The organism is Pseudohongiella sp., assembly GCF_040877505.1.
Lineage (GTDB): Bacteria > Pseudomonadota > Gammaproteobacteria > Pseudomonadales > Pseudohongiellaceae > Pseudohongiella.
In genome coordinates this window covers 104532-124071 of the sequence record NZ_JBBDNQ010000038.1, presented here as the reverse complement: position 1 = coordinate 124071, position 19540 = coordinate 104532, and the positions used below count along the sequence as shown (strand labels likewise).

12 protein-coding genes are annotated in these 19540 nt (G+C 56.7%); 6 read left to right on the top strand and 6 right to left on the bottom strand.

Features of this window, described 5'->3' with window-relative positions:
• Positions 1–2: 2 nt before the first annotated feature.
• Entirely contained in the window at positions 3–932 is a 930-nt protein-coding gene (locus WD071_RS13990) for a hypothetical protein (RefSeq protein WP_368049009.1), read from the bottom strand.
• A gap of 198 nt (positions 933–1130) precedes the next feature.
• Between WD071_RS13990 and WD071_RS13985 the strand changes: the two genes are divergently transcribed.
• The 4 genes from WD071_RS13985 (at position 1131) to WD071_RS13970 (ending at position 5609) form a co-directional block, all read left to right on the top strand.
• Positions 1131–2114 carry an NADPH:quinone oxidoreductase family protein gene (locus WD071_RS13985; RefSeq protein ID WP_368049008.1) on the top strand — a complete coding sequence of 328 codons (984 nt, stop codon included), beginning with the start codon at positions 1131–1133 and terminating at the stop codon, positions 2112–2114.
• Positions 2115–2447: 333 nt separating this feature from the next.
• On the top strand, positions 2448–4181 hold the full coding sequence (locus WD071_RS13980) for a class I adenylate-forming enzyme family protein (protein WP_368049007.1): 1734 nt from the start codon (positions 2448–2450) through the stop codon (positions 4179–4181).
• A 310-nt stretch (positions 4182–4491) separates the two neighbouring features.
• Positions 4492–4767, top strand: a complete 276-nt coding sequence (locus WD071_RS13975; protein WP_368049006.1) for a hypothetical protein — start codon at positions 4492–4494, stop codon at positions 4765–4767.
• A gap of 71 nt (positions 4768–4838) precedes the next feature.
• Complete coding sequence (locus WD071_RS13970) at positions 4839–5609, top strand: peptidase (RefSeq protein ID WP_368049005.1); 771 nt, start codon at positions 4839–4841, stop codon at positions 5607–5609.
• Between the two features lie 348 nt (positions 5610–5957).
• Here the strand turns inward: WD071_RS13970 and htpX are convergent, their stop codons facing one another.
• The 5 genes from htpX to acnA form a co-directional block, all read right to left on the bottom strand.
• Positions 5958–6839 (bottom strand): protease HtpX, encoded by an 882-nt coding sequence (htpX, locus tag WD071_RS13965; protein WP_368049004.1) that lies wholly within the window; start codon positions 6837–6839, stop codon positions 5958–5960.
• Positions 6840–6849: 10 nt separating this feature from the next.
• Positions 6850–8187 (bottom strand): flavohemoglobin expression-modulating QEGLA motif protein, encoded by a 1338-nt coding sequence (locus WD071_RS13960; protein ID WP_368049003.1) that lies wholly within the window; start codon positions 8185–8187, stop codon positions 6850–6852.
• Positions 8184–9575, bottom strand: a complete 1392-nt coding sequence (locus tag WD071_RS13955) for an NAD-dependent succinate-semialdehyde dehydrogenase (protein WP_368049002.1) — start codon at positions 9573–9575, stop codon at positions 8184–8186. The genes WD071_RS13960 and WD071_RS13955 overlap by 4 nt, the downstream gene beginning before the upstream one ends.
• A gap of 80 nt (positions 9576–9655) precedes the next feature.
• A complete protein-coding gene (gene fumC / locus WD071_RS13950; RefSeq protein WP_368049001.1) occupies positions 9656–11038 on the bottom strand; it encodes a class II fumarate hydratase in 1383 nt (460 codons plus the stop codon).
• A gap of 23 nt (positions 11039–11061) precedes the next feature.
• Positions 11062–13713, bottom strand: coding sequence for an aconitate hydratase AcnA (acnA, locus tag WD071_RS13945; protein WP_368049000.1), 2652 nt, complete (start codon positions 13711–13713; stop codon positions 11062–11064).
• Positions 13714–13946: 233 nt separating this feature from the next.
• Here acnA and WD071_RS13940 point away from each other — a divergent pair, with 233 nt between their 5' ends.
• A complete protein-coding gene (locus WD071_RS13940; protein ID WP_368048999.1) occupies positions 13947–15734 on the top strand; it encodes an autotransporter assembly complex family protein in 1788 nt (595 codons plus the stop codon).
• On the top strand, positions 15731–19531 hold the full coding sequence (locus WD071_RS13935; RefSeq protein WP_368048998.1) for a translocation/assembly module TamB domain-containing protein: 3801 nt from the start codon (positions 15731–15733) through the stop codon (positions 19529–19531). The genes WD071_RS13940 and WD071_RS13935 overlap by 4 nt, the downstream gene beginning before the upstream one ends.
• The last annotated feature ends 9 nt before the right edge of the window (positions 19532–19540 follow it).

Below are 19540 nucleotides of genomic sequence, written 5' to 3'. Positions count from 1 at the left end.
TATTATTCGACGCCGCGGTTCAGGCGGTCCCGCAATGACTTCATGGCCTGCCAGGCAGAGCGTTTCAGTTCCTGATTGGCATCCATCGCATGCAGTGAATGGGTCCGCAGCATGGCAAACCCGAACTGCCGGTGAACAAACAAAGCGCCGTTGAGATCTTCGTCGGCCGCAGCCTTGTCGCCATACAGGAACGGCGGCGTATCATCCGCCAGAATCAGCAGCATGGCCGATGGCTGCTCGCGCAGGCGGCGCGCCACAAAACCATCAACGGCCTGACGCGCTGCCAGTCGGCCAGTGGGCAGACCCAGGTCGCCCGGAAATGGCCAGTGGAAAGTATGCTCCTGCAATCGCAGATCTCTGAAGTCCGGGTTCAGCGCAGCCAGTATCCGTTTCAGCATTTGTCCGCAGGCACTGTTCAAACGATCTGCACCTGACGGCATCATGGCCAACACGGACAGCCGTTTGTCGACATTGAACCAGCTAAAGGCAAAGTCCGGCACTGACTCGTTGGCACCAGATGCCTCCGGGTCGGCCTGGGCACCGGTATTTTGTTCTGCCCTGACAATAGTATCTGCAGGTGCAATCTGCGCTTTCACCGACGCTGACGTTGATTTAGACCCGGGCGCCAGGGCCGCCTTTAACTCTGCTGGGATCTGCTGGCCCCGCCCCTGATTTCCTGGCTGGCTTTCTGCCTGACTACCTGGCTGGTAGCGGTCTGTCTCCACAGATGGGTGCGCTGCCGGCTCGACGGCACCATCGGCGCGGGGCTGGCCTTGTGCAGCAACATTCTGCACATCCGGCTGCACATCCGGTTCAACCGCGAATATGTCAGCATCGTGCGACGGCCCCGCACCAGGCATTCCTACACGCGGAAACCAGCACTGTATGCCCATTTCCCGCAACAAGGTTTGTCTGCGATTTTCCGTCGCCATCAAGGGCTCCACCATGTCTTGCAGATAGGTCTTTCAATTAGGTCCTGCACATCAGGATATGTGCAGCATTATAAAGCAGAGCAGACCGTATGCACCAAAGCTATCTTGCGAGAGTGCCATAATCAGGCACCGACAAACAATTGTACGGCCGCCGCAAACATGTTTGAATCTAGTCTTTTAAGAGCAAGGTATGACCCTATGAAAGCGTTGTTATGCAAATCCTACGGCCCTCCCGAGAATCTTGTTCTGGAAGAGGTCGCTGATCTGGAACCTCTGCCAGGCGAAGTGATTGTCGATGTGTATGCGGCATCGCTGAATTTCCCTGATACCCTGCAAATTCAGGGTAAGTACCAGTTTCAGCCGCCCATGCCATTTTCGCCTGGCTCTGAAGTGGGCGGTGTCATCTCTGCGGTCGGTTCTGACGTGGAAAGCTTCAAAGTAGGCGATCGCGTCATGGCAACGCCTTCTATCGGCGGCATGGCTGAACAGGTCAAGGTACCACAGACCGGTCTGCGCAGAATTCCGGGCAGCATGGATTTCAAGACGGCAGCGGGATTCGCCATGGTCTACACCACCTCGTACCATGCGCTGAAACAACGCGCCGCTATCAAACCCGGCGAGACCTTGCTGGTCCTGGGCGCCAGCGGTGGTGTTGGCATGGCGGCAGTTGAGCTGGGCAAACTGATGGGCGCGCGCGTTATCGCAGCCGCCAGCAGCGATGAAAAGCTGGCGTTTGTGAATCAGGCGGGGCCAGATGAACTGCTTAACTACGGGGACGGTGAGCTCAAGGAGAAAGTCAAAGCCCTGACCGATGGCAAGGGCGCGGACGTGATTTACGATCCGGTCGGCGGGGACCTGTTTGACCAGGCCACACGCTGCATCAACTGGAACGGCCGCCTGCTGGTGGTAGGTTTCACCAGTGGCCGTATTCCGTCCTACCCAGCCAACCTGGCACTGCTCAAGGGCAGCGCGATGATGGGGGTGTTTCTGGGCCGTTTCCGCAAGGAGGAGCCGGAGGCATACGAGCAGAACTTCCAGGAGTTGTTCGATATGTATACGGCGGGCAAAATCAAACCCATCGTGACCAAGTCCTTTGCCTTCGATGACTACATCGCCGCGTTCAACGTGTTCCGCGAGCGCAAGGTCATGGGCAAAGTCACCTTCGAGATCCGTTCGGAGTAACTGACTCCAGGTCGATTGCACTAGCCCTTTGGGTGGTGGGTGGCGGCTTGAGTAGCGTATGCGACCCTTGGACGGTCGCATCCGAGCCCCCCAGGGATGGGTTCACGGGCGTCTACGAAAGCCGCCACCCACCACCCAAAGGGCGACCCAAAAACGAGTCCCGCTTGCAGCTGAACAGGCCCACACCGACACCCCCTCAACCGAACGGTTGCACACCAATTCAGCATTGATGCGGCCTGCCGACAGATCTGAAAGACAACCGCTCTTGATTCCCCTTCCCGGCTCCGTATAATGCTGCTCTTTCGTTTTCAGCATTCCGGCGACAAAATCATTATGCTTACAGCACAACAAATCGAACAAGATCTGGCCAAATTAAAAGACATCGTCATCAAAATGCGCGATCCCGCCGGACCGCTGGGCATCAAAACCGTCACTATCGACGGAGTCGAACAGACCGTTTTTGCCAACATCCCGCAGAATCTGCGCGACATCTACAGGCTGGGTCTCAACGCCGCCGACAAAGACTTCCTGGTTTACGAAAACGAACGCCACACCTTTGCCCAGACCCTCAGCATCGCTGAAAACATCGCCCAGGCTCTGATCAACCAGTACGGCATTCAAAAAGGCGACCGCGTTGCCATCTGCTCCCGCAATTACCCCGAATGGTGCATGGCCTACATGGCCGTTACCATGATTGGTGGCATCGTGGTGCCGATGAACTCCTGGTGGCAAAGCAGCGAACTCATGTACGGACTTAAAGACAGTGGCGCCAAGGTGCTGTTTGCCGATCAGGAGCGCATCAACCAGCTGCAGACCCTGCGAGACCCGGTCGATGTCAACATTATTGCCATCAAACCCGATGCCGGCACAACCGGATTTCCAGAGTTTTACGCCCTGGCCGATACCGCAGCCAACGGGCCACAGCACGATCTGAATGCCATCGAACTGGCCCCGGAAGACGACGCCTCCATCATGTACACCTCCGGCTCTACCGGCACTCCCAAAGGCGTATTGTCCACCCATCGAAATATTGTCAATGCCCTGTACAGCTGGATCTTCGGCAAAGAGGCAACGGACACCCTGCGCCCCGAACTGGTGGACAGCAACCCCGAGTTCGACCCGGGCATTCTTTCCAACGTGCCCCTGTTCCATGTCACCGGTTGCCATGCCCAGTTTCTGGTCAGCTTCGTCTACCTGCGCAAATTTGTCATGATGTATAAGTGGAATGCCGAAAAAGCGCTTGAACTGATCGAAAGCGAACGACTCTCGGTACTGCACGGCGTGCCCACCATGACCTGGGAAGTGATGCACTCACCCATGTTCGACAAAACCGACCTGCGCAGTCTGCGCACCGTGCAAAGCGGCGGCGCCTCACGCCCGCCAGGTCATCTGACCATGATGCAGAAAAAATTCGATACCATTGTACAGCCAGGCCTGGGTTACGGACTGACCGAAACCAATGCCATAGGTGCCACCATTACCGGCGCCTTTTACCTTGCTAAACCCGAGAGCACCGGACGTCCGACACAACCGGTCACCCAGATTCGTATTGAAGACCCTGACGGCAACGTTCTGCCCGATGGTGAAACCGGTGAAATCTGTATCAAGGGTGCGACTGTCATGAAAGCGTACTGGCAGCGACCCAAAGAGACCGCCGAGGTTATCATCGACGGCTGGTTCCACACCGGTGATATCGGCCTGTTGGATGAACACGGGTTCCTGGTCATCAAGGACCGTGCCAAGGACATCGTCATCCGTGGCGGCGAAAATGTCGCCTGCGCTGAAGTTGAATATGCCCTGTCCGAGCACCCGGATGTGTTTGAAGCAGCTGTCTATGGCCTGCCTGACGAACGCCTGGGCGAGATTGTGGGTGCTACAGTCATGATCAAACCCGGCGCGGCATTGAGCCAGACAGATCTGCAGGACTTCCTGCGCGAACATATTGCCCACTACAAGGTGCCCAGCCACATCTGGTTTGAGACCGAGCAGCTGGAACGCATCGCGTCGGGAAAAATTGCCAAGAAAATCCTGCGCGAACAGGCTATCCAGCGCCTGCACGGGGGCTGACACGGCGTCGCCACTGTTTGTCACACGCAGGTAAAGACCCCATTCTCACCTGCGTGTGACCCCCGCCACACGGCTTGAAAAAAAGTTTTTAAAGCTATTGCATTCTGCGATTTTATAACCATAATCCGCTTCGTGAAGGCCGGTCCGGTCAAATCGCTCCACAAGGGCCTTTTGGCAGGCGTAAAACCTGCTTCATGCAATCTGATATCCCGCCGATAACCAGATTGCCGGATGGTGACTGACGCTGTAATCCATCGCGGTCACGTGCTCATAAGGATTCCGCAACCGGAATTTACGAGAGAGGTTTCACATGAAAAGTCATTCGTGGGACGAATTAAACGACAGTGCAAAGGATTTTTTTGATGCCGGCGCATTTTTACCGGAAGCCGACTTTGATGACGAGCCCCAGGACAAACACGGCCAGCGCCGTCGTCTGACCGAGCTGCGACGTCGGACCGAAGAGCGCCTGGACTGGAAACGCATGTACGGCGATCTGCAGTTCGACGAAATGGAAGACTTGCGCTTCTCGGGCGACAGTTTCAGCACCGATTATGTTGACGAAACGGACGACCTGATAGACGATTAAGTACCAAAACAAGTGAAAGGAGAACGCCACCCGGCGTTCTCACTCAGGGGCTTTCACAAAGCCGGGAATGTATGACTTATTGCGTAGCCATTGCGGTAGATGCAGGCCTTGTGTTCTGTTCAGATTCACGCACAAACGCCGGTATTGACCGGGTCAGCACGTACAGCAAAATGTTTCGTTTTGGTGTCGATGGCCAACGTCAGTTCGTGATCCTGTCCTCGGGCAACCTGGGCACCACCCAGGCCACCATCAGTCGTGTCAAACGCGATATCAAAGAACGTGCCATTCAAAGCCTGTTGACCGTGGAAAACATCAGTGAAGCAGCTGATTATCTCGGCAGCATCAGCCGCACCGTGCAGGAAAAGCATGATGCGCACGGCGCCGGCTTTGAAGCCAGTTTCATCATCGGCGGGCAGGTTGCCGGCAAAAAACACCGCATCATGATGGTCTATCCCGAAGGCAATCACATTACCAGCTCCCACGACACACCTTATCTGCAGGTCGGTGAAAGCAAGTACGGCAAACCCATACTTGATCGCATTCTCACGCGTGATCTGAACCTGGACACGTGTGCTCTGTGTGCACTGGTATCCATGGATTCGACCATGCGCAGCAACCTGAGTGTGGGGCCACCCATCGAAATGCTGGTCTACCGCACCGATACATTGACGCTGGACACGCCGCTGCGTTTTGATGAGGACAGTGAGTTCCTGCGCGAAGTCAAACGCAGCTGGGATCAGCGCTTAAAAGAAGCCTTCCGCCAGATGCCGCCCTTCGCCTGGGCCGCCGCCTGGGACAAAAACCCCGGCCGCGCCGTCAACTTCAACGACGACCTGGATTAATTAAATCTCCTCAAAAGCGTAAGATTATTCGTGATCGATTGGCCACGCTGGTCGTGACTGGGTGGCACCTTCAGGGGACGCCGTGAACCCATCCTTGGGGGCTCTTATGCGGCTTCCCTGCCGCATAAGCCCCTTCAGTTGCCACCCAGCCCCGACCCGCTTGTGCAAGCCTGCCACTGAATTTGATCCAGGCCGTGGATGTGGAGGGGGTTGTGAGCGAGGGTGTAGCTGACCGCCATGGATGGCGGAAATGCGGGCTGTGCAGGAGCAACAACCCGCCGAGGAACCTCCCCCTCTGCAGCCACGAGCCGCTAGGCGTTGACCCATGTTTCCATAGATCTGTTTTACTTAACGGGCCTGTTTCAAACGGGCGATGCGCTCACTCAGGGGCGGGTGCGTCATGAACAGTTTGGAGAAGGTATCGCGGGCCTTGTTGTTGATGCCAAATGCCACCAGCTCATCCGGCAGATGGTTAGGCTGCCCCGCCTGCAGACGCTCCAGCGCCGCAATCATGTTTTGCCGACCAGCCAACGCTGCGCCGCCCGCATCCGCGCGGTACTCCCGCTGACGGCTGAACCACATGACAATGGTTGAGGCCAGGATACCCAGCACCAGTTGGGCAACAATCGAGGTAATCCAGAACGCCGGACCATGGCCCTGCTCCGTTTTGAACACCACCCGATCAACAACATGGCCTATCACCCGGGACAGGAATATCACGAAGGTATTGACCACGCCCTGTATCAGCGCCAGCGTCACCATATCGCCATTGGCCACATGGCTGATCTCGTGAGCCAGCACCGCTTCTGCTTCCTGCTTGGTCATCTTGCCCAACAAACCCGAGCTCACGGCGACCATGGAACTGTTTTTGGTCGCCCCGGTGGCAAACGCATTGACATCGGGGGACGGGAAAATCGCTACTTCCGGCATCGCAATGCCAGCACGCTTGGCCTGATCCGCCACGGTGGTCAGCAGCCATTGTTCGGTGGCATTGCCAGGCTGGGTTATGATCTTCGCGCCGGTTGACCTTTTGGCCATCCATTTAGACAAGGCCAACGAAATGAACGAACCACCAAAACCGATTACTGCAGAAAACACCAACAAAGCATTCAGATCCAGCCCACTGCCGCTTTCATCCAGAATGCGCTCAACGCCCAACAGACGCAGAACCAGACTCAGCACCAGCACGATGGCGAGGTTGGTCAACAGAAACAGCGCGATTCGCTTCATATAAAATTCCTCAATCTACTGCCGTATCAATAACTTTATCGTATAGCGGGGCCACCTTTGGCATATCCTTGAACAGGGAGTGAAAGTGCTTTTGCACCCGCGCCATGTTGATAACAGAGATACCACTGGCAAACCCGAACCATACATAAAGACCGTTCAAATCACGAAACATCGCAGGCATATAATGGGGGCCGGCAATGGTGCCTTCAAGGTAGTGCTGGTACAAGGTCGGAATATCGTCCAGCGTCACTTTGCCGACAAACAGCATGGGCAGTATTTCCGGTACACCGGAATGGATGGCGCTGCGGATAAAGTTCACATTTTCCACGAAACCACGCAGGTAAGACAAGTCCTTGGTGAAGACAGAACCACCGCGCAAGGTGCCGCCACGAAACACTCGCTGAGTGATTTTATAGGCATCCTTCTCTGGCATATCCCGGTCACAGAAAAAGCGATAGACCTCTATAAAGTCTGCACCCTGCTCCGCCATGTCCACAGCGACCACGCGGTCACTGACCTTGAGCGCCCGGCGCGGATACGAGCTGAAGGTCAGCGTTTCCATCAGCACCGCCAGCCCTTCCTGACAGGCCGTCACCCGCGGCGACCCCACACTCAGCCAGCTCGCCCAGGGCTGCTTGCGCCCGTTGAGCGTGGTGCCGACATGCACCCAGCCTTCGTGGACTTCCAGCACCTGCAGATCGAACTCGGTGAATTCAGCATCCTGGTTGATCTTGATGTAGTCACCACCAGCCGCCGCATCGGAGACAATGCCATCACTGAGAATGACACGGATATCGCCGGGTTGAAAATAATTGCCCAGGCGTTGTTGCAGGATGTCGACTGCGCTCGCCGCCGGGATATTTCTGTCATAGGGACGCGACAGGTGCGCCGCTGCCGGCAGGGAAAATATCTCGCACAGATTTTCTCCCAGTTGCCGCAGTGACTTGCGGTCGCCACGCAGATGATCCCGGGCCGACCCATACAGCTCACGGCTGTAGCGACCAAAGTCAACCGTGCCACGTGTCCGTAACAGCTCAATAACCAGCAGGTACTGGTCAATGGTATCGCACAAGATGCCACCAAGCCCGTCCTTACGACCGAGTTTACGCTGCACGTCACGGCGTAAGCCCAGAAAACGATCACGCAGGGTATCCGGATCAAAATCGAGTTTGATGCGCTGATAATAGGCCAGATCCATGTCCGGCATCTTATTGCCATTGCTGGCCAGAAACTGCGTCTGTGCCGAGGCCGGCCACTTGATGGCGTCCAGTATCCGTATGGGCCGCTGCAGTTCGATCAGTTGGTCAGAGAGGACTTTAACGCGCTGCTGATAGTCGGCCAGGCTCATCCTTTGTCGTCCGCAGCACGGGTGACCACGACCGCTTTGATATTGGTAAACTCATGGATCCCAAAGCGGCCCAGCTCGCGCCCGTAACCAGACGCCTTGATACCCCCAAAAGGCATACGGGGATCGGACTTTACAAAATCATTGACCGCACAGGCACCGGCCTGCAATTGCTCGGAGGCAATCTGTTTGCCGCGCTCGTGATCGCGGGTAAACACCGCCGCGCCCAGACCAAACATGCTCTGATTGGCCAGCGTGATGGCATCTTCATCACTGCGGGCGCGAATCAGCGCGGCAACCGGGCCAAACAGTTCTTCGTCGAACGCCGGCATACCCGGGCGTACCTCGCTCAGGACCGTGGGTGAATAAAACGCCTTGTCGCGCTCACCTCCGCACATCAGAACAGCACCTAGACGAATACTCTCGGTAACTTGCGCTGCCAGATCTTTACACAAATCCTCACGTGCCTGCGGGCCAACATCGGTTTCCCTGTCCAGCGGATCCCCCATTTTTTTTCGTGCCATCGCGGCAGTCATTTTCTCGGCGAACTCGCCATAACGTTTGGTGTGCACGATAAAACGTTTGGCCGCGATACAACTCTGACCGTTGTTCAGCAAACGGCTGGTCACACACTTCTCCACTGCCAGGTCGACGTCGGCGTCTTCAAGGATGATATAGGCATCGCTGCCACCCAGCTCCAGTACGGTTTTTTTTAGTACCCTGCCTGCGGTGGCGGCGATCTTGCGCCCGGCCTCGGTGCTGCCAGTAAAGGTCACCGCTTTCACGACCGGGTGTTCAATCAAGGCAGCCGCTTTGGCGCCAGGCACCAGCACGGTGCGCAGCAGATTTTCTGACAGCCCGGCGTCAAGCAGCAGTTGTTCGATGGCCAGCGCACAACCGGGCACATTGGACGCATGTTTAAGCAATACAGCATTGCCCGCCATCAATGCCGGTGCCAGGAAGCGGAACACCTGCCAGTACGGGAAATTCCACGGCATGATGGCCAGCACCACACCTAACGGTTGGTATGACACAAACCGTTGCACACCGTCATCGTCTTGCGTTGGCAGGTGCTCATCCACCAGCATTGCAGGCCCCTGTTCTGCATAATAGTCACATACCCAGGCACACTTCTCGACTTCCGATTCGGCGCTGGCCAGCGTCTTGCCCATCTCCTCAGAGGCCAGTCTCGCCAGTCTGCCCTGCTGTTTGCGCAACTGCACCGCCAGATCACTCAGGGCTTGCGCCCTCGCCTGCAAACTGGTTTGCTGCCATTGTTGCTGCGCCTGTTCAATGCTGTCCAGTACCGAATCAAGACGGGTCAGGTCAAATACATCGTAAGTAGCCAGGTTTTGGCCGGTATACGGATTAGTACTGTTTATCTCGCTCACTTTCTTGCTCACCTTTACCTCATATCCAGTTTGTCTCACGAAAACCACCTGCTCAACGAATGTTGGCAATAGCAAACATATCAGTCGTGCGGGGCCAGCATGTCACGGGGATCAACCTGCCTGTCGAACGCGTCGCCGTCCATAAACGACAAGGCCAGCACCGCCTCGCGCAGACTGAGCTGATTTTCATCCGCGTAACGTGCAGCCTTGGCGGCTTTTTCATAACCTATCGCCGGACTCAACGCGGTCACCAGCATCAATGAGCGCGACACATTCGCCTGCAGTTGCTCACGATTGGCTTCGAGTCCGCGCAGGCAGTGTTGCTCGAAACTTAACATGGCATCTTTCAACAGACCAATCGATTCCAGCACTGTGTGAATAATGACCGGTTTGAAAACGTTCAATTGAAAATGCCCCTGGCTGCCTGCGACACCAACCGTTGTCTGATTGCCCATCACACGCACACACACCATGGTCAACGCCTCAGCCTGCGTCGGGTTGACCTTGCCAGGCATGATCGAGCTTCCCGGTTCGTTGGCCGGCACGCGCAGTTCTGCCAGACCACAACGGGGGCCGCTGTTCATCAGGCGAATATCACTGGCCATTTTGAACAGCGCCGTGGCCAGCGTGTTGAGCCGGCCATGTAAATCCACCAGCGCATCATGCCCGGCCAGAGCCATGAACTTGTTTTCCGCTGGTATAAACGCAATACCGCTCAGCTCACTGATGCGTTCGACGACTGTCTTTGACCAGGCCGGATGCGTGTTCAGCCCGGTGCCGACCGCGCTGCCGCCCAGCGCCAGTTGCTGCACCGACGGTAGAGCAGCCAGCAGTTGATCGCGGGCAAACACCAGCTGCGCACTGAAAGCGGAGAATTCCTGCCCCAGTGTCATCGGTGTTGCGTCCATCAGGTGGGTGCGGCCACTTTTCAGAATATCGTCAAAGGCTCGTACTTTGTCATCGACGCCTGCGATCAGTATTTCCAGCACGTCCAGCAAATCCCGCATCGCCTGCGCAGTAACTACATGCATGGTAGTAGGAAACACATCATTGGACGACTGCGACATATTGACGTGATCATTGGGGTGCAGCGGCTGGTAGGCGCCACGTACATGTCCTGCAAGCTCATTACCGCGATTGGCAATGACTTCATTGAGGTTCATATTGGTTTGAGTACCACTGCCGGTCTGCCAGACCGATAGCGGAAACTGATCGTCATGGCGCCCCTGGGCAATTTCGTCACAGACCGCAGCAATCAGCCCAGCCTGTTTGGCAGGCAGTTTCCCCAACGCCTGATTGGCCTGTGCCGCTGCTTTTTTCACCAGGGCAAAGGCACGGATAAAGTCGGTGGAAAAGCGCTCCCGGCCAATCCTGAAATTGTGCAGGGAACGTTGCGTCTGCGCGCCCCACAGCACATCATCGGCCAGCTCAACCGCGCCCAGGCTGTCATGTTCGGTTCTCATATCGCCCCCGGCTTAATGCCGATTCAGCCCATCAGTTTTCCGGCAACAAAGGGCATGATGCCGCCACTGTTGTAGTAATGAACTTCTTCAGCTGTATCAAGGCGACACAGCAGATCGACGCGCTGCTCCGAACCGTCTGTGCGGGTCACCACCATGGTGACGGTCATGCCTGTTGATATGGTTTCAAGCCCTTCCAGGGCGATGGTTTCACTGCCATCGATGTTCAGGCTCTGGCGGCTGACGCCGTCCGGAAACTGTAATGGCAATACCCCCATGCCGGCCAGGTTGGAGCGGTGAATGCGCTCAAAACTCTCCGCCACCGCTGCGCGTACCCCCAACAGTCGGGTACCCTTGGCGGCCCAGTCACGGCTGGAGCCAGTGCCGTATTCTTTACCGGCAATCACTACCAGAGGCGTCTTGCGCTGCTGATAGGCCATTGCCGCATCATAAATACTCATCTGTTCACCATCGGGCATCAGGCGGGTTACACCGCCTTCCACCCCGTCCAGCATCTCGTTGCGAATGCGGACGTTGGCAAAAGTACCGCGCATCATCACCTCATGGTTACCCCGACGCGAGCCGTAAGAGTTGAAGTCTTCCTGCTGTATGCCTTTTTCAATCAGATACTTGCCCGCAGGCGTGTTGCGGCCGATCGCGCCGGCCGGTGATATGTGGTCTGTGGTCACCGAATCGCCCAACAGCGCCAATATGCGGGCGCCTTTTATATCACCAGGTTCGGGAAGCAGATCGGGCGAGAAAAATGGCGGGTTCTGAATATAGGTCGACTCGTCATTCCACTGGTAAGTTGCCCCCTCGGCGGTAGGCATCGCGTTCCACTCTTCATTGCCGCTGAACACATCGGCATAATCTTTGGCAAACATATCGCGACTGACTGTTGCTACCGCTTTGGCGATGGTTTGAGTATCGGGCCAGATGTCACGCAGATAAATGTCCCTGCCATCCTTGCTGGTCCCCAGTGGCTGAGTGCTCAGATCGATATCTGTCGTGCCCGCCAGCGCATAGGCAACCACCAGAGGCGGCGACGCCAGCCAGTTGGCCCGCACGCGCGGATGTATGCGACCTTCGAAATTACGATTGCCGGACAATACCGACGACACAGTCAGCCTGCCCTTCTCAACAGCTTCCTCAATCGCCGGCGGCAAAGGGCCTGAGTTGCCGATGCAAGTGGTGCAACCATAACCGACCAGGTTGAATCCCAGATCATCCAGGGCATCCTGCAACCCGGCTTTTTCCAGATAATGGGTGACCACTTTGGACCCGGGGGCCAGCGAAGTTTTGACCCACGGTTTCACTTTCAGCCCCAGCGCCAGCGCTTTTTCAGCCAGCAGGCCCGCCGCCATCATCACCGCCGGATTGGACGTGTTGGTGCAAGAGGTAATCGCGGCGATTACCACATCGCCGTCGCTCAGCGACCAGTCTTCACCGCTCACCGCCACCACTTTTTTCTTGCCCTCCGGAAACCCGGCACGCGTAGCCTCTCCTAGTTCAGGCAGGGGCACACGGTCCTGCGGACGATGCGGACCCGCCAGACAGGGTTCTACCGTCGCCAGGTCCAGTACGACTTCACTGGTATAAACCGCCGTGGGCTCGTTGCTACGCCAAAGTCCCTGCAGCTTGCTGTACTGCTCGGTCAGGGCGATGGTTTCCTCGTCACGGCCGGTCAGCTTCAGGTAACGCAGAGTTTCATCATCGACTGCGAAAAAGGTAGCAGTCGCGCCATACTCAGGTGACATATTGGCAATTGTCGCCCTGTCGGCCAGGGTCAGGTCATCAAGTCCGGCGCCGTAAAATTCGACAAACTTACCGACAACACCGTGCTTGCGCAGCATTTCAGCCACCGTTAACACCAGATCTGTCGCGGTAACACCTTCTTTCAGGTGACCATCCAGTCGAACACCGACCACCTCCGGAATGCGCATGGTCAACGGCTGCCCAAGCATGGCAGCCTCGGCTTCAATACCGCCTACGCCCCAGCCCAACACCGCCAGACCGTTCACCATGGTGGTGTGACTGTCGGTGCCCACCAGCGTATCCGGATAGGCTCGCCACTTGCCGTCGCGTTCACTCGACCACACGCAGCGCGACAGAAATTCCAGATTGACCTGATGGCAGATCCCTGTGCCGGGCGGGACGACGCGAAAATTATCAAAGGCCTTTTGCCCCCAGCGCAGGAATTCGTAGCGCTCCCGGTTGCGTTCCATCTCAATGCGAACGTTATCTGCGTAGGCACTGTCGCTGGCAAATTTATCAACCATCACCGAGTGATCTATGACCAGGTCCACCGGATTGACCGGATTCACGCGATCCGGGTCGCCACCTTTACTCGCCACCGCATCGCGCATGGCGGCAAGGTCCACCACAGCCGGCACCCCGGTGAAATCCTGCATCAGCACGCGGGCCGGCATGAACGCGACTTCGTGGTCGGATGAGCGCGTCTGAGGCCAGGCGAGCAGGGTTTTTACGTCTTTTTCAGAGGCAAACCCCTGATCTACATGACGCAACAGGTTCTCCAGCAGTATCTTCAGCGTGACCGGCAATTGTTCTACGCTGCCATAACCGGCTTCCGTCAAAGCCGGCAGGCTGAAATATTCAAAGCTCTTGTCGCCTATAACAAGCTCTCTGCGGGTATCAGTCATTGATTGATCTGCGGTCATGCGCCTACCTCCATTGAATCCGAAGCAGTTCGTCATACGTATCACGAACAAAGGGATTAGAGGCAGTATACCCCACCCGCCGAGATCAGGCGAACCAGTGCTCGCTGGTTTGTACAGCCAATTCACGGTAAGCTATAACTGTCATCACAGACAATGATTTTGTCTTCTCCACCAGCAGAAATCCGCTGCCCTGTGATTTAAAAACACACAGCTAGAGTGCTTCGAGAAAGGTTTTGAAGAACGTAGTAACCCAATCCGCGAAAATCGCTCTGTGCTACGCCGCCATCATTGCGAATATGGCTCATGCGCAATCCACGACGCCCCGGGTGGATGTGGCCGGTGCCGGCGAGGTGCTGACCAACAATATTCGGGTGCACGTCGGCACCCCGGAGGCTCGCTGCGACAGCGGTCAGCGACGGCTCAACCGGCTGCTGCCTGCTATCCGCCGAGATGTCGAACGCGCCGCACAGGCTCTGGGCTATTACCGTGCCACCCACGATATCAGCATCACGCCAGCGGCAAGCCCGGATGCCGCGCAGCCAGAGGCTGGCGGATGCTGGACTCTGGCAATCAACGTCACGCCCGGCGAACCGGTGCTGATTGGCGAGATCAACGTCTCGCTCAGCGACCAGCGTTATGCCGACTTGTTTGCCGAGGTAGAGCAAGAGATTGGCCTGCAGAGCGGCGACAGACTTGTGCACAGTGACTATGAACAGTTGAAATCACGGCTCAGCGCCCAGGCTGTCGACAATGGTTTTTTCTCAGCCCGTTTTACCCGCTCGGAACTGGCGATAGACCTGTCCCGCAACCGGGCAGACATCCACCTTGAGTTCACGCCCGGCGAACGCTTCCGGTTCGGCCGCATTCGCATCAGTCCGCTGGAAGGTTTGTCCGATACCTTTGTATCACGCTTTCTGACGTTTGAAGAAGGCAGTGATTACTCCACTGACGCGCTGATCAAGTTGCGCGAAAACCTGAATGACAGTCAGTATTTCAGTCAGATTGCGGTCACACCGCAGCTCTCGCAGGCCGTTGACAATGAGGTGCCGGTGAATATTGAACTGGCCACCCGGGCCCGCCGGTCCTATTCTGCAGGGGTGGGCGTGAGCACCGACATCGGGCCCCGGTTGCGGCTGGCCTACGAGGATCGCTTCATCAACAGACGCGGCCACCGGCTGAACGCGGACCTGGGCATTTCAACCCAGCAGCAGGATCCAAGTATCAGCTACGTAATACCGCTGCGCGACCCGGTGAACGACAGCCTGCGAATCTCGGGTGGCTTTCAGCGCCTGGAGACCGACACCTACATCACCAACACCTACCGGGGCGGAGTGACCTGGCGCTCAGTGGTGTGGGACAACTGGGTGCAGAATATCTTTGTAAACTATCAGTCGGAACGCTCGGAGCTGACCGATATTGCTGCCGCGGATCGCACCGAAGAACAGGTCAATTCGACCATCACCGGTATCAACTGGACGCGCACCCGTGCCGATGACCCGATCTATCCGAGCCGGGGCTGGCGTTTGTTCGGACAGGTCAGTGGGGCCGAGGAAAATCTGTTGTCGGACATAACGTTTGCCCAGCTTTATGGCAGCGCCAAATTGATTCACAGCATTGGTCCCGGCCGCGTACTGCTGCGCGCCGAAGCAGCAACGACCATCGCCGACGAGGTGCTTGAGCTGCCGTTATCTGTTCGATTTTTCACTGGTGGTGACCAGAGCGTGCGGGGTTATCAGTTTGGTGAACTGGGGGCAACCAACAGTGACGGCGATGTGGTTGGCGGCAAGCACCTGCTGGTCGGCAGTGTGGAATACGACATTCCGGTGGTTGGCGGCTGGCATGCTGCCGTGTTTTACGATACCGGCAATTCGTTTGCCAGCTTTGATGACATAGAACTCAAAGATAGTGTAGGTGTTGGCGTACAGTGGCGATCACCCATTGGCCCGATACGACTCGATGTAGCCCGGGGCCTGGATGATGGCGGTTTCCGGCTGCACATCACCATGGGACCGGACCTGTGACCTCCACTGCAGACTCAAGCAAACCGACACCAGAGCACCAGCCCCGACGCGCGCTGCGCTGGCTGCTGCGCGGGCTGGCAGCTGCTTTCCTGCTGGTACTGATCTCGCTCAGCGCAATCAGCGCCGCACTTGGAACACACCGTGGCAGCCAATGGTTGCTGGCACAGGCCACCGAACTGCTTAATTCCGACACCGTTGTCTTCCGTTACGAAAATGCCGAAGGTACATTCCTGCGTGGCATTGATCTGTATGGCGTGAGTTATGGCAGCGGGGACAACCTGGTCAGAATTGAACAGCTGCACAGCCGCTGGAATCCGATGACATTGCTGGAAGGTGAGTTTCATCTGCAATCCTTGCGTATCGCCGGCGTTCAGGTGGACTGGCACAGTGATCCTGACGCGCCTGCCACCCCACCCATGGTGCTGGACGATGTACTTGAATCCATTCTGCCATTGCCAATTGGGGTGCGCCTGTCCAATGCACGCCTGGATGGCGCTACCATCAATTATGATGACATCAGCTATACCGTCAGCTCCCTGGGGCTGAATGCCTCGCTGCAGGGTCGTACCCTGGATATTCAGCAACTCTCTTTCGACGCTGAACCGGTTGTATTAACCACCGGATTCACGCTTGAGCTGCAATCACCCTACCCCATAAGCGGCGTGGTGGACTGGCAACTGGATGACAGCCTGCTGGAAGGCACCGATGCGCCGAGCGGAAGCCTGTCTCTGAGCGGCGATCTCGACCGGATGCAAATAGAGCATGAGCTATCGGGCCTGACTGACGTAGAATCCAGCGGCGAAGTCCAGCTGGGGCTTGCCCGTCTGCTTAATGCCCAAAGCGAAGCCCTGGATTTGCGCATTGATCTGCAACATACACTTGGTACTCAGACCTTGCCGGGCCCTGGCATGGACATCTTCACGGTGCAGGCACTGACCTTGCGCACCCAGGGCGCACCCGAAGACCTGGCGTTGTTTGCTGCAGCGCGACTGGACGTTGATCTGGCGGAAGATCTGGTACTGGAAACTGATCTCAACCTGCGTGCCGCATTGCGTGGCAGCCAGCTGCGTATAGATGAACTGGCGCTGCGCACCAGCAGTGGCCTGCTGGCTGTTGCAGGTAACGTAGACTGGGCCGACGGTATCTCGATTGACCTGGATTATGAATTGAATGAGCCGACACCCGGCGACTACATTCCCGGCCTGCCGGAAAGCATGGTCATTGAGAACCTCCGTTCCAGTGGCCAGGTATCCTTCACTCAGGCAGCCGCCGACGCATCAGGCGAGGCCGGACAAATGGCGCTAGCGTTCAACAGCGACAATCTGCAGGCAACCGTCAATGATTATCCGCTTACCGGCAATGGACGCTTTGATTTTGACGGTGACACCTGGACGCTGGAATCCTTTGCTCTGCAGACCGGCGAAAACCAGCTGTCACTGACCGCTTCACTGGATGAAGGTAATCGTATAATTGCCAACGCCAGTATTGATGCACCGACCCTGAGCGTTCTGTATCCGGAACTCGAAGGTCGCCTGCATGCCGACGCCACCGTCACCGGCACGCTGACAGACCCGGTGATCGACCTGGACCTGAATGCCAGCAATGTTGTACTGGGCGCCCTCAACATTCCCGAGCTTTTTATCACCGGCCAAAATCGCGGTGGCATGAACGAAATTGAACTGACGACGAATAATATCCGCATTCCAGTAGGTGAGAATGTTGAAACCATCAGCGACGTTCTGCTGCGTTTGCGTGGCCAGCCCGATGCCCACAACCTCCTGCTGCGGATGGATAGTTCGCTGGTCAATCTGCGCCTGAATGCTGACGGCAGTATTGCCAACGGTGGCTGGCAGGGCCGTTTATTGAGCAGCGAAATCGATTCGGACTACGGGCGCTGGCAGCAAACGCAGGCAGCAGATCTGTCGGCGGCTGCCGGTCAGATTACCCTGAGTCCCTTGTGCTGGGACATGGTTGATACCAACCTTTGCATCAACGCCGGGCTGGTGGACAATGAACAGATCGATGCCCGCCTCAACCTGCAAAACTACCCACTGACTGCCCTCAATCATCCACCATCGGAGCAGAACATTGCCCGGATCATGGGCATGGATTTTCACGCTGGTAATAGCGCCAGTGCAGATGTCCGGCTGCCCTTTACCCTGCCTGCCGACATGGCATTGCAGGGCTCTGTCTCACTGGAGGCGACAGTCACCGGCAACATCTCCGACATTAACGCACTGGCTATTGATGCCCGCACTTACAGCGAGGAAGGCAACTTCTATCTACAGTCAGAACCCTCGGCGGACGAAATTGTCGAAGGCGTGATGCCCGAGCCGCTCATCACGGAATTCGTCTGGTCCGATATATCGTTTGACGCGAGCCAGCTGAATCGGGAATGGCAGGTGCTCAGCCAACTGCGTTTTGTACAGAACGATCCAGATAGCACAGCCGCCGCCATGCAAGGGGCTGTCGATGCCAATATTCGCATGACCGAAGCACGCGAACTGGACGGAAATATTCGCCTCGACTTTGATGATCTGGGTTGGGTAGAAGCGCTGGCACCACAGTTAGCCAACGTCACCGGTGAACTGCAAGGGCGACTGAATATTGCCGGGCAACTGGATCAACCGGTCATCGGCAGCGACATCATGCTAAGTGAAGCAGGTTTTGAATTACCAGCGCTCGGGCTGAACATGCAAGCCATCGAAATCACCCTGAGCAGTGACAACTCCGAGCAGTTCGTACTCAGCGGCTACGCAGAATCGGGCACCGGCTCCATGGAGTTCAACAGTGAAATTCTTCAGCCTTTAAACGATAACCGCAGCATGACGCTGCAAATTGCTGGCAGCGATTTTGTAGTCGCTGACCTGCCTGACCTGTCAGTGGCTATCAGTCCGGAATTGCGGGCCACGGCCAGTCAGGACGGCATCGAAGTCAATGGGCAATTACTGATCCCGCGCGTGGATGCACGCATCACCACGTTGCCGGAAAGCGCCGTTGATGTCTCCAGCGACACCATTATAGTGGCGGACGATGTGGCCAGTGACATCCGCAATGCTGCGCAGACCAATCGCGGCATACTGGCGGGCGTTCCGCTGTCCGGCAACATCCAGCTTATTCTGGGCGACGACGTCAATATCGCAGGTTTCGGGTTAAATGCCCGCTTGACCGGGCAACTCGACATCGATCAGCGGCCCAATGCGTCACCCCTGACCTACGGTGAACTTGAAGTGGCGGACGGCAGTTTTGAAATCTACGGCCGTACCCTCACTATTGAGCAGGGCAAACTGTTGTTCATGGGCACCTATGACAATCCGGCCATCGACATCCGTGCCGTGCGCGAAGTCGAGAACATGCGCGTCGGTGTGCAAATGAACGGTACCATTCGTAATATACGCAGCAGCCTGTTTTCAACCCCGACGCTGCCCGACGGCGATATTCTGGCAGTCATGATCACCGGCCGCCCCATAGCGGAAATCGGCACCGAACAGGATGGTAACGCACTGGTCGGCGCCATCACGTCGCTGGGCATCAATCAGGGTCAGGGGCTTACCGATCAAATACAGAATCAGTTGGGGTTGGACACTTTTGCCATCAACAGCCGAGGCGACGTCAATGACAGCAGTCTTATGCTGGGCAAGTACATTACGCCGCGTATTTTCATCCGTTACGCGGTCGGCCTGTTCGAAACCGAGAACAGCCTGGAAATTGACTATACGGTCAATGATCGGGTTAAACTGCAGGCAACATCCGGACAGAGCCAGAGTATAGATTTGACTTACACCGTTGAGCAATAATCACGGCCC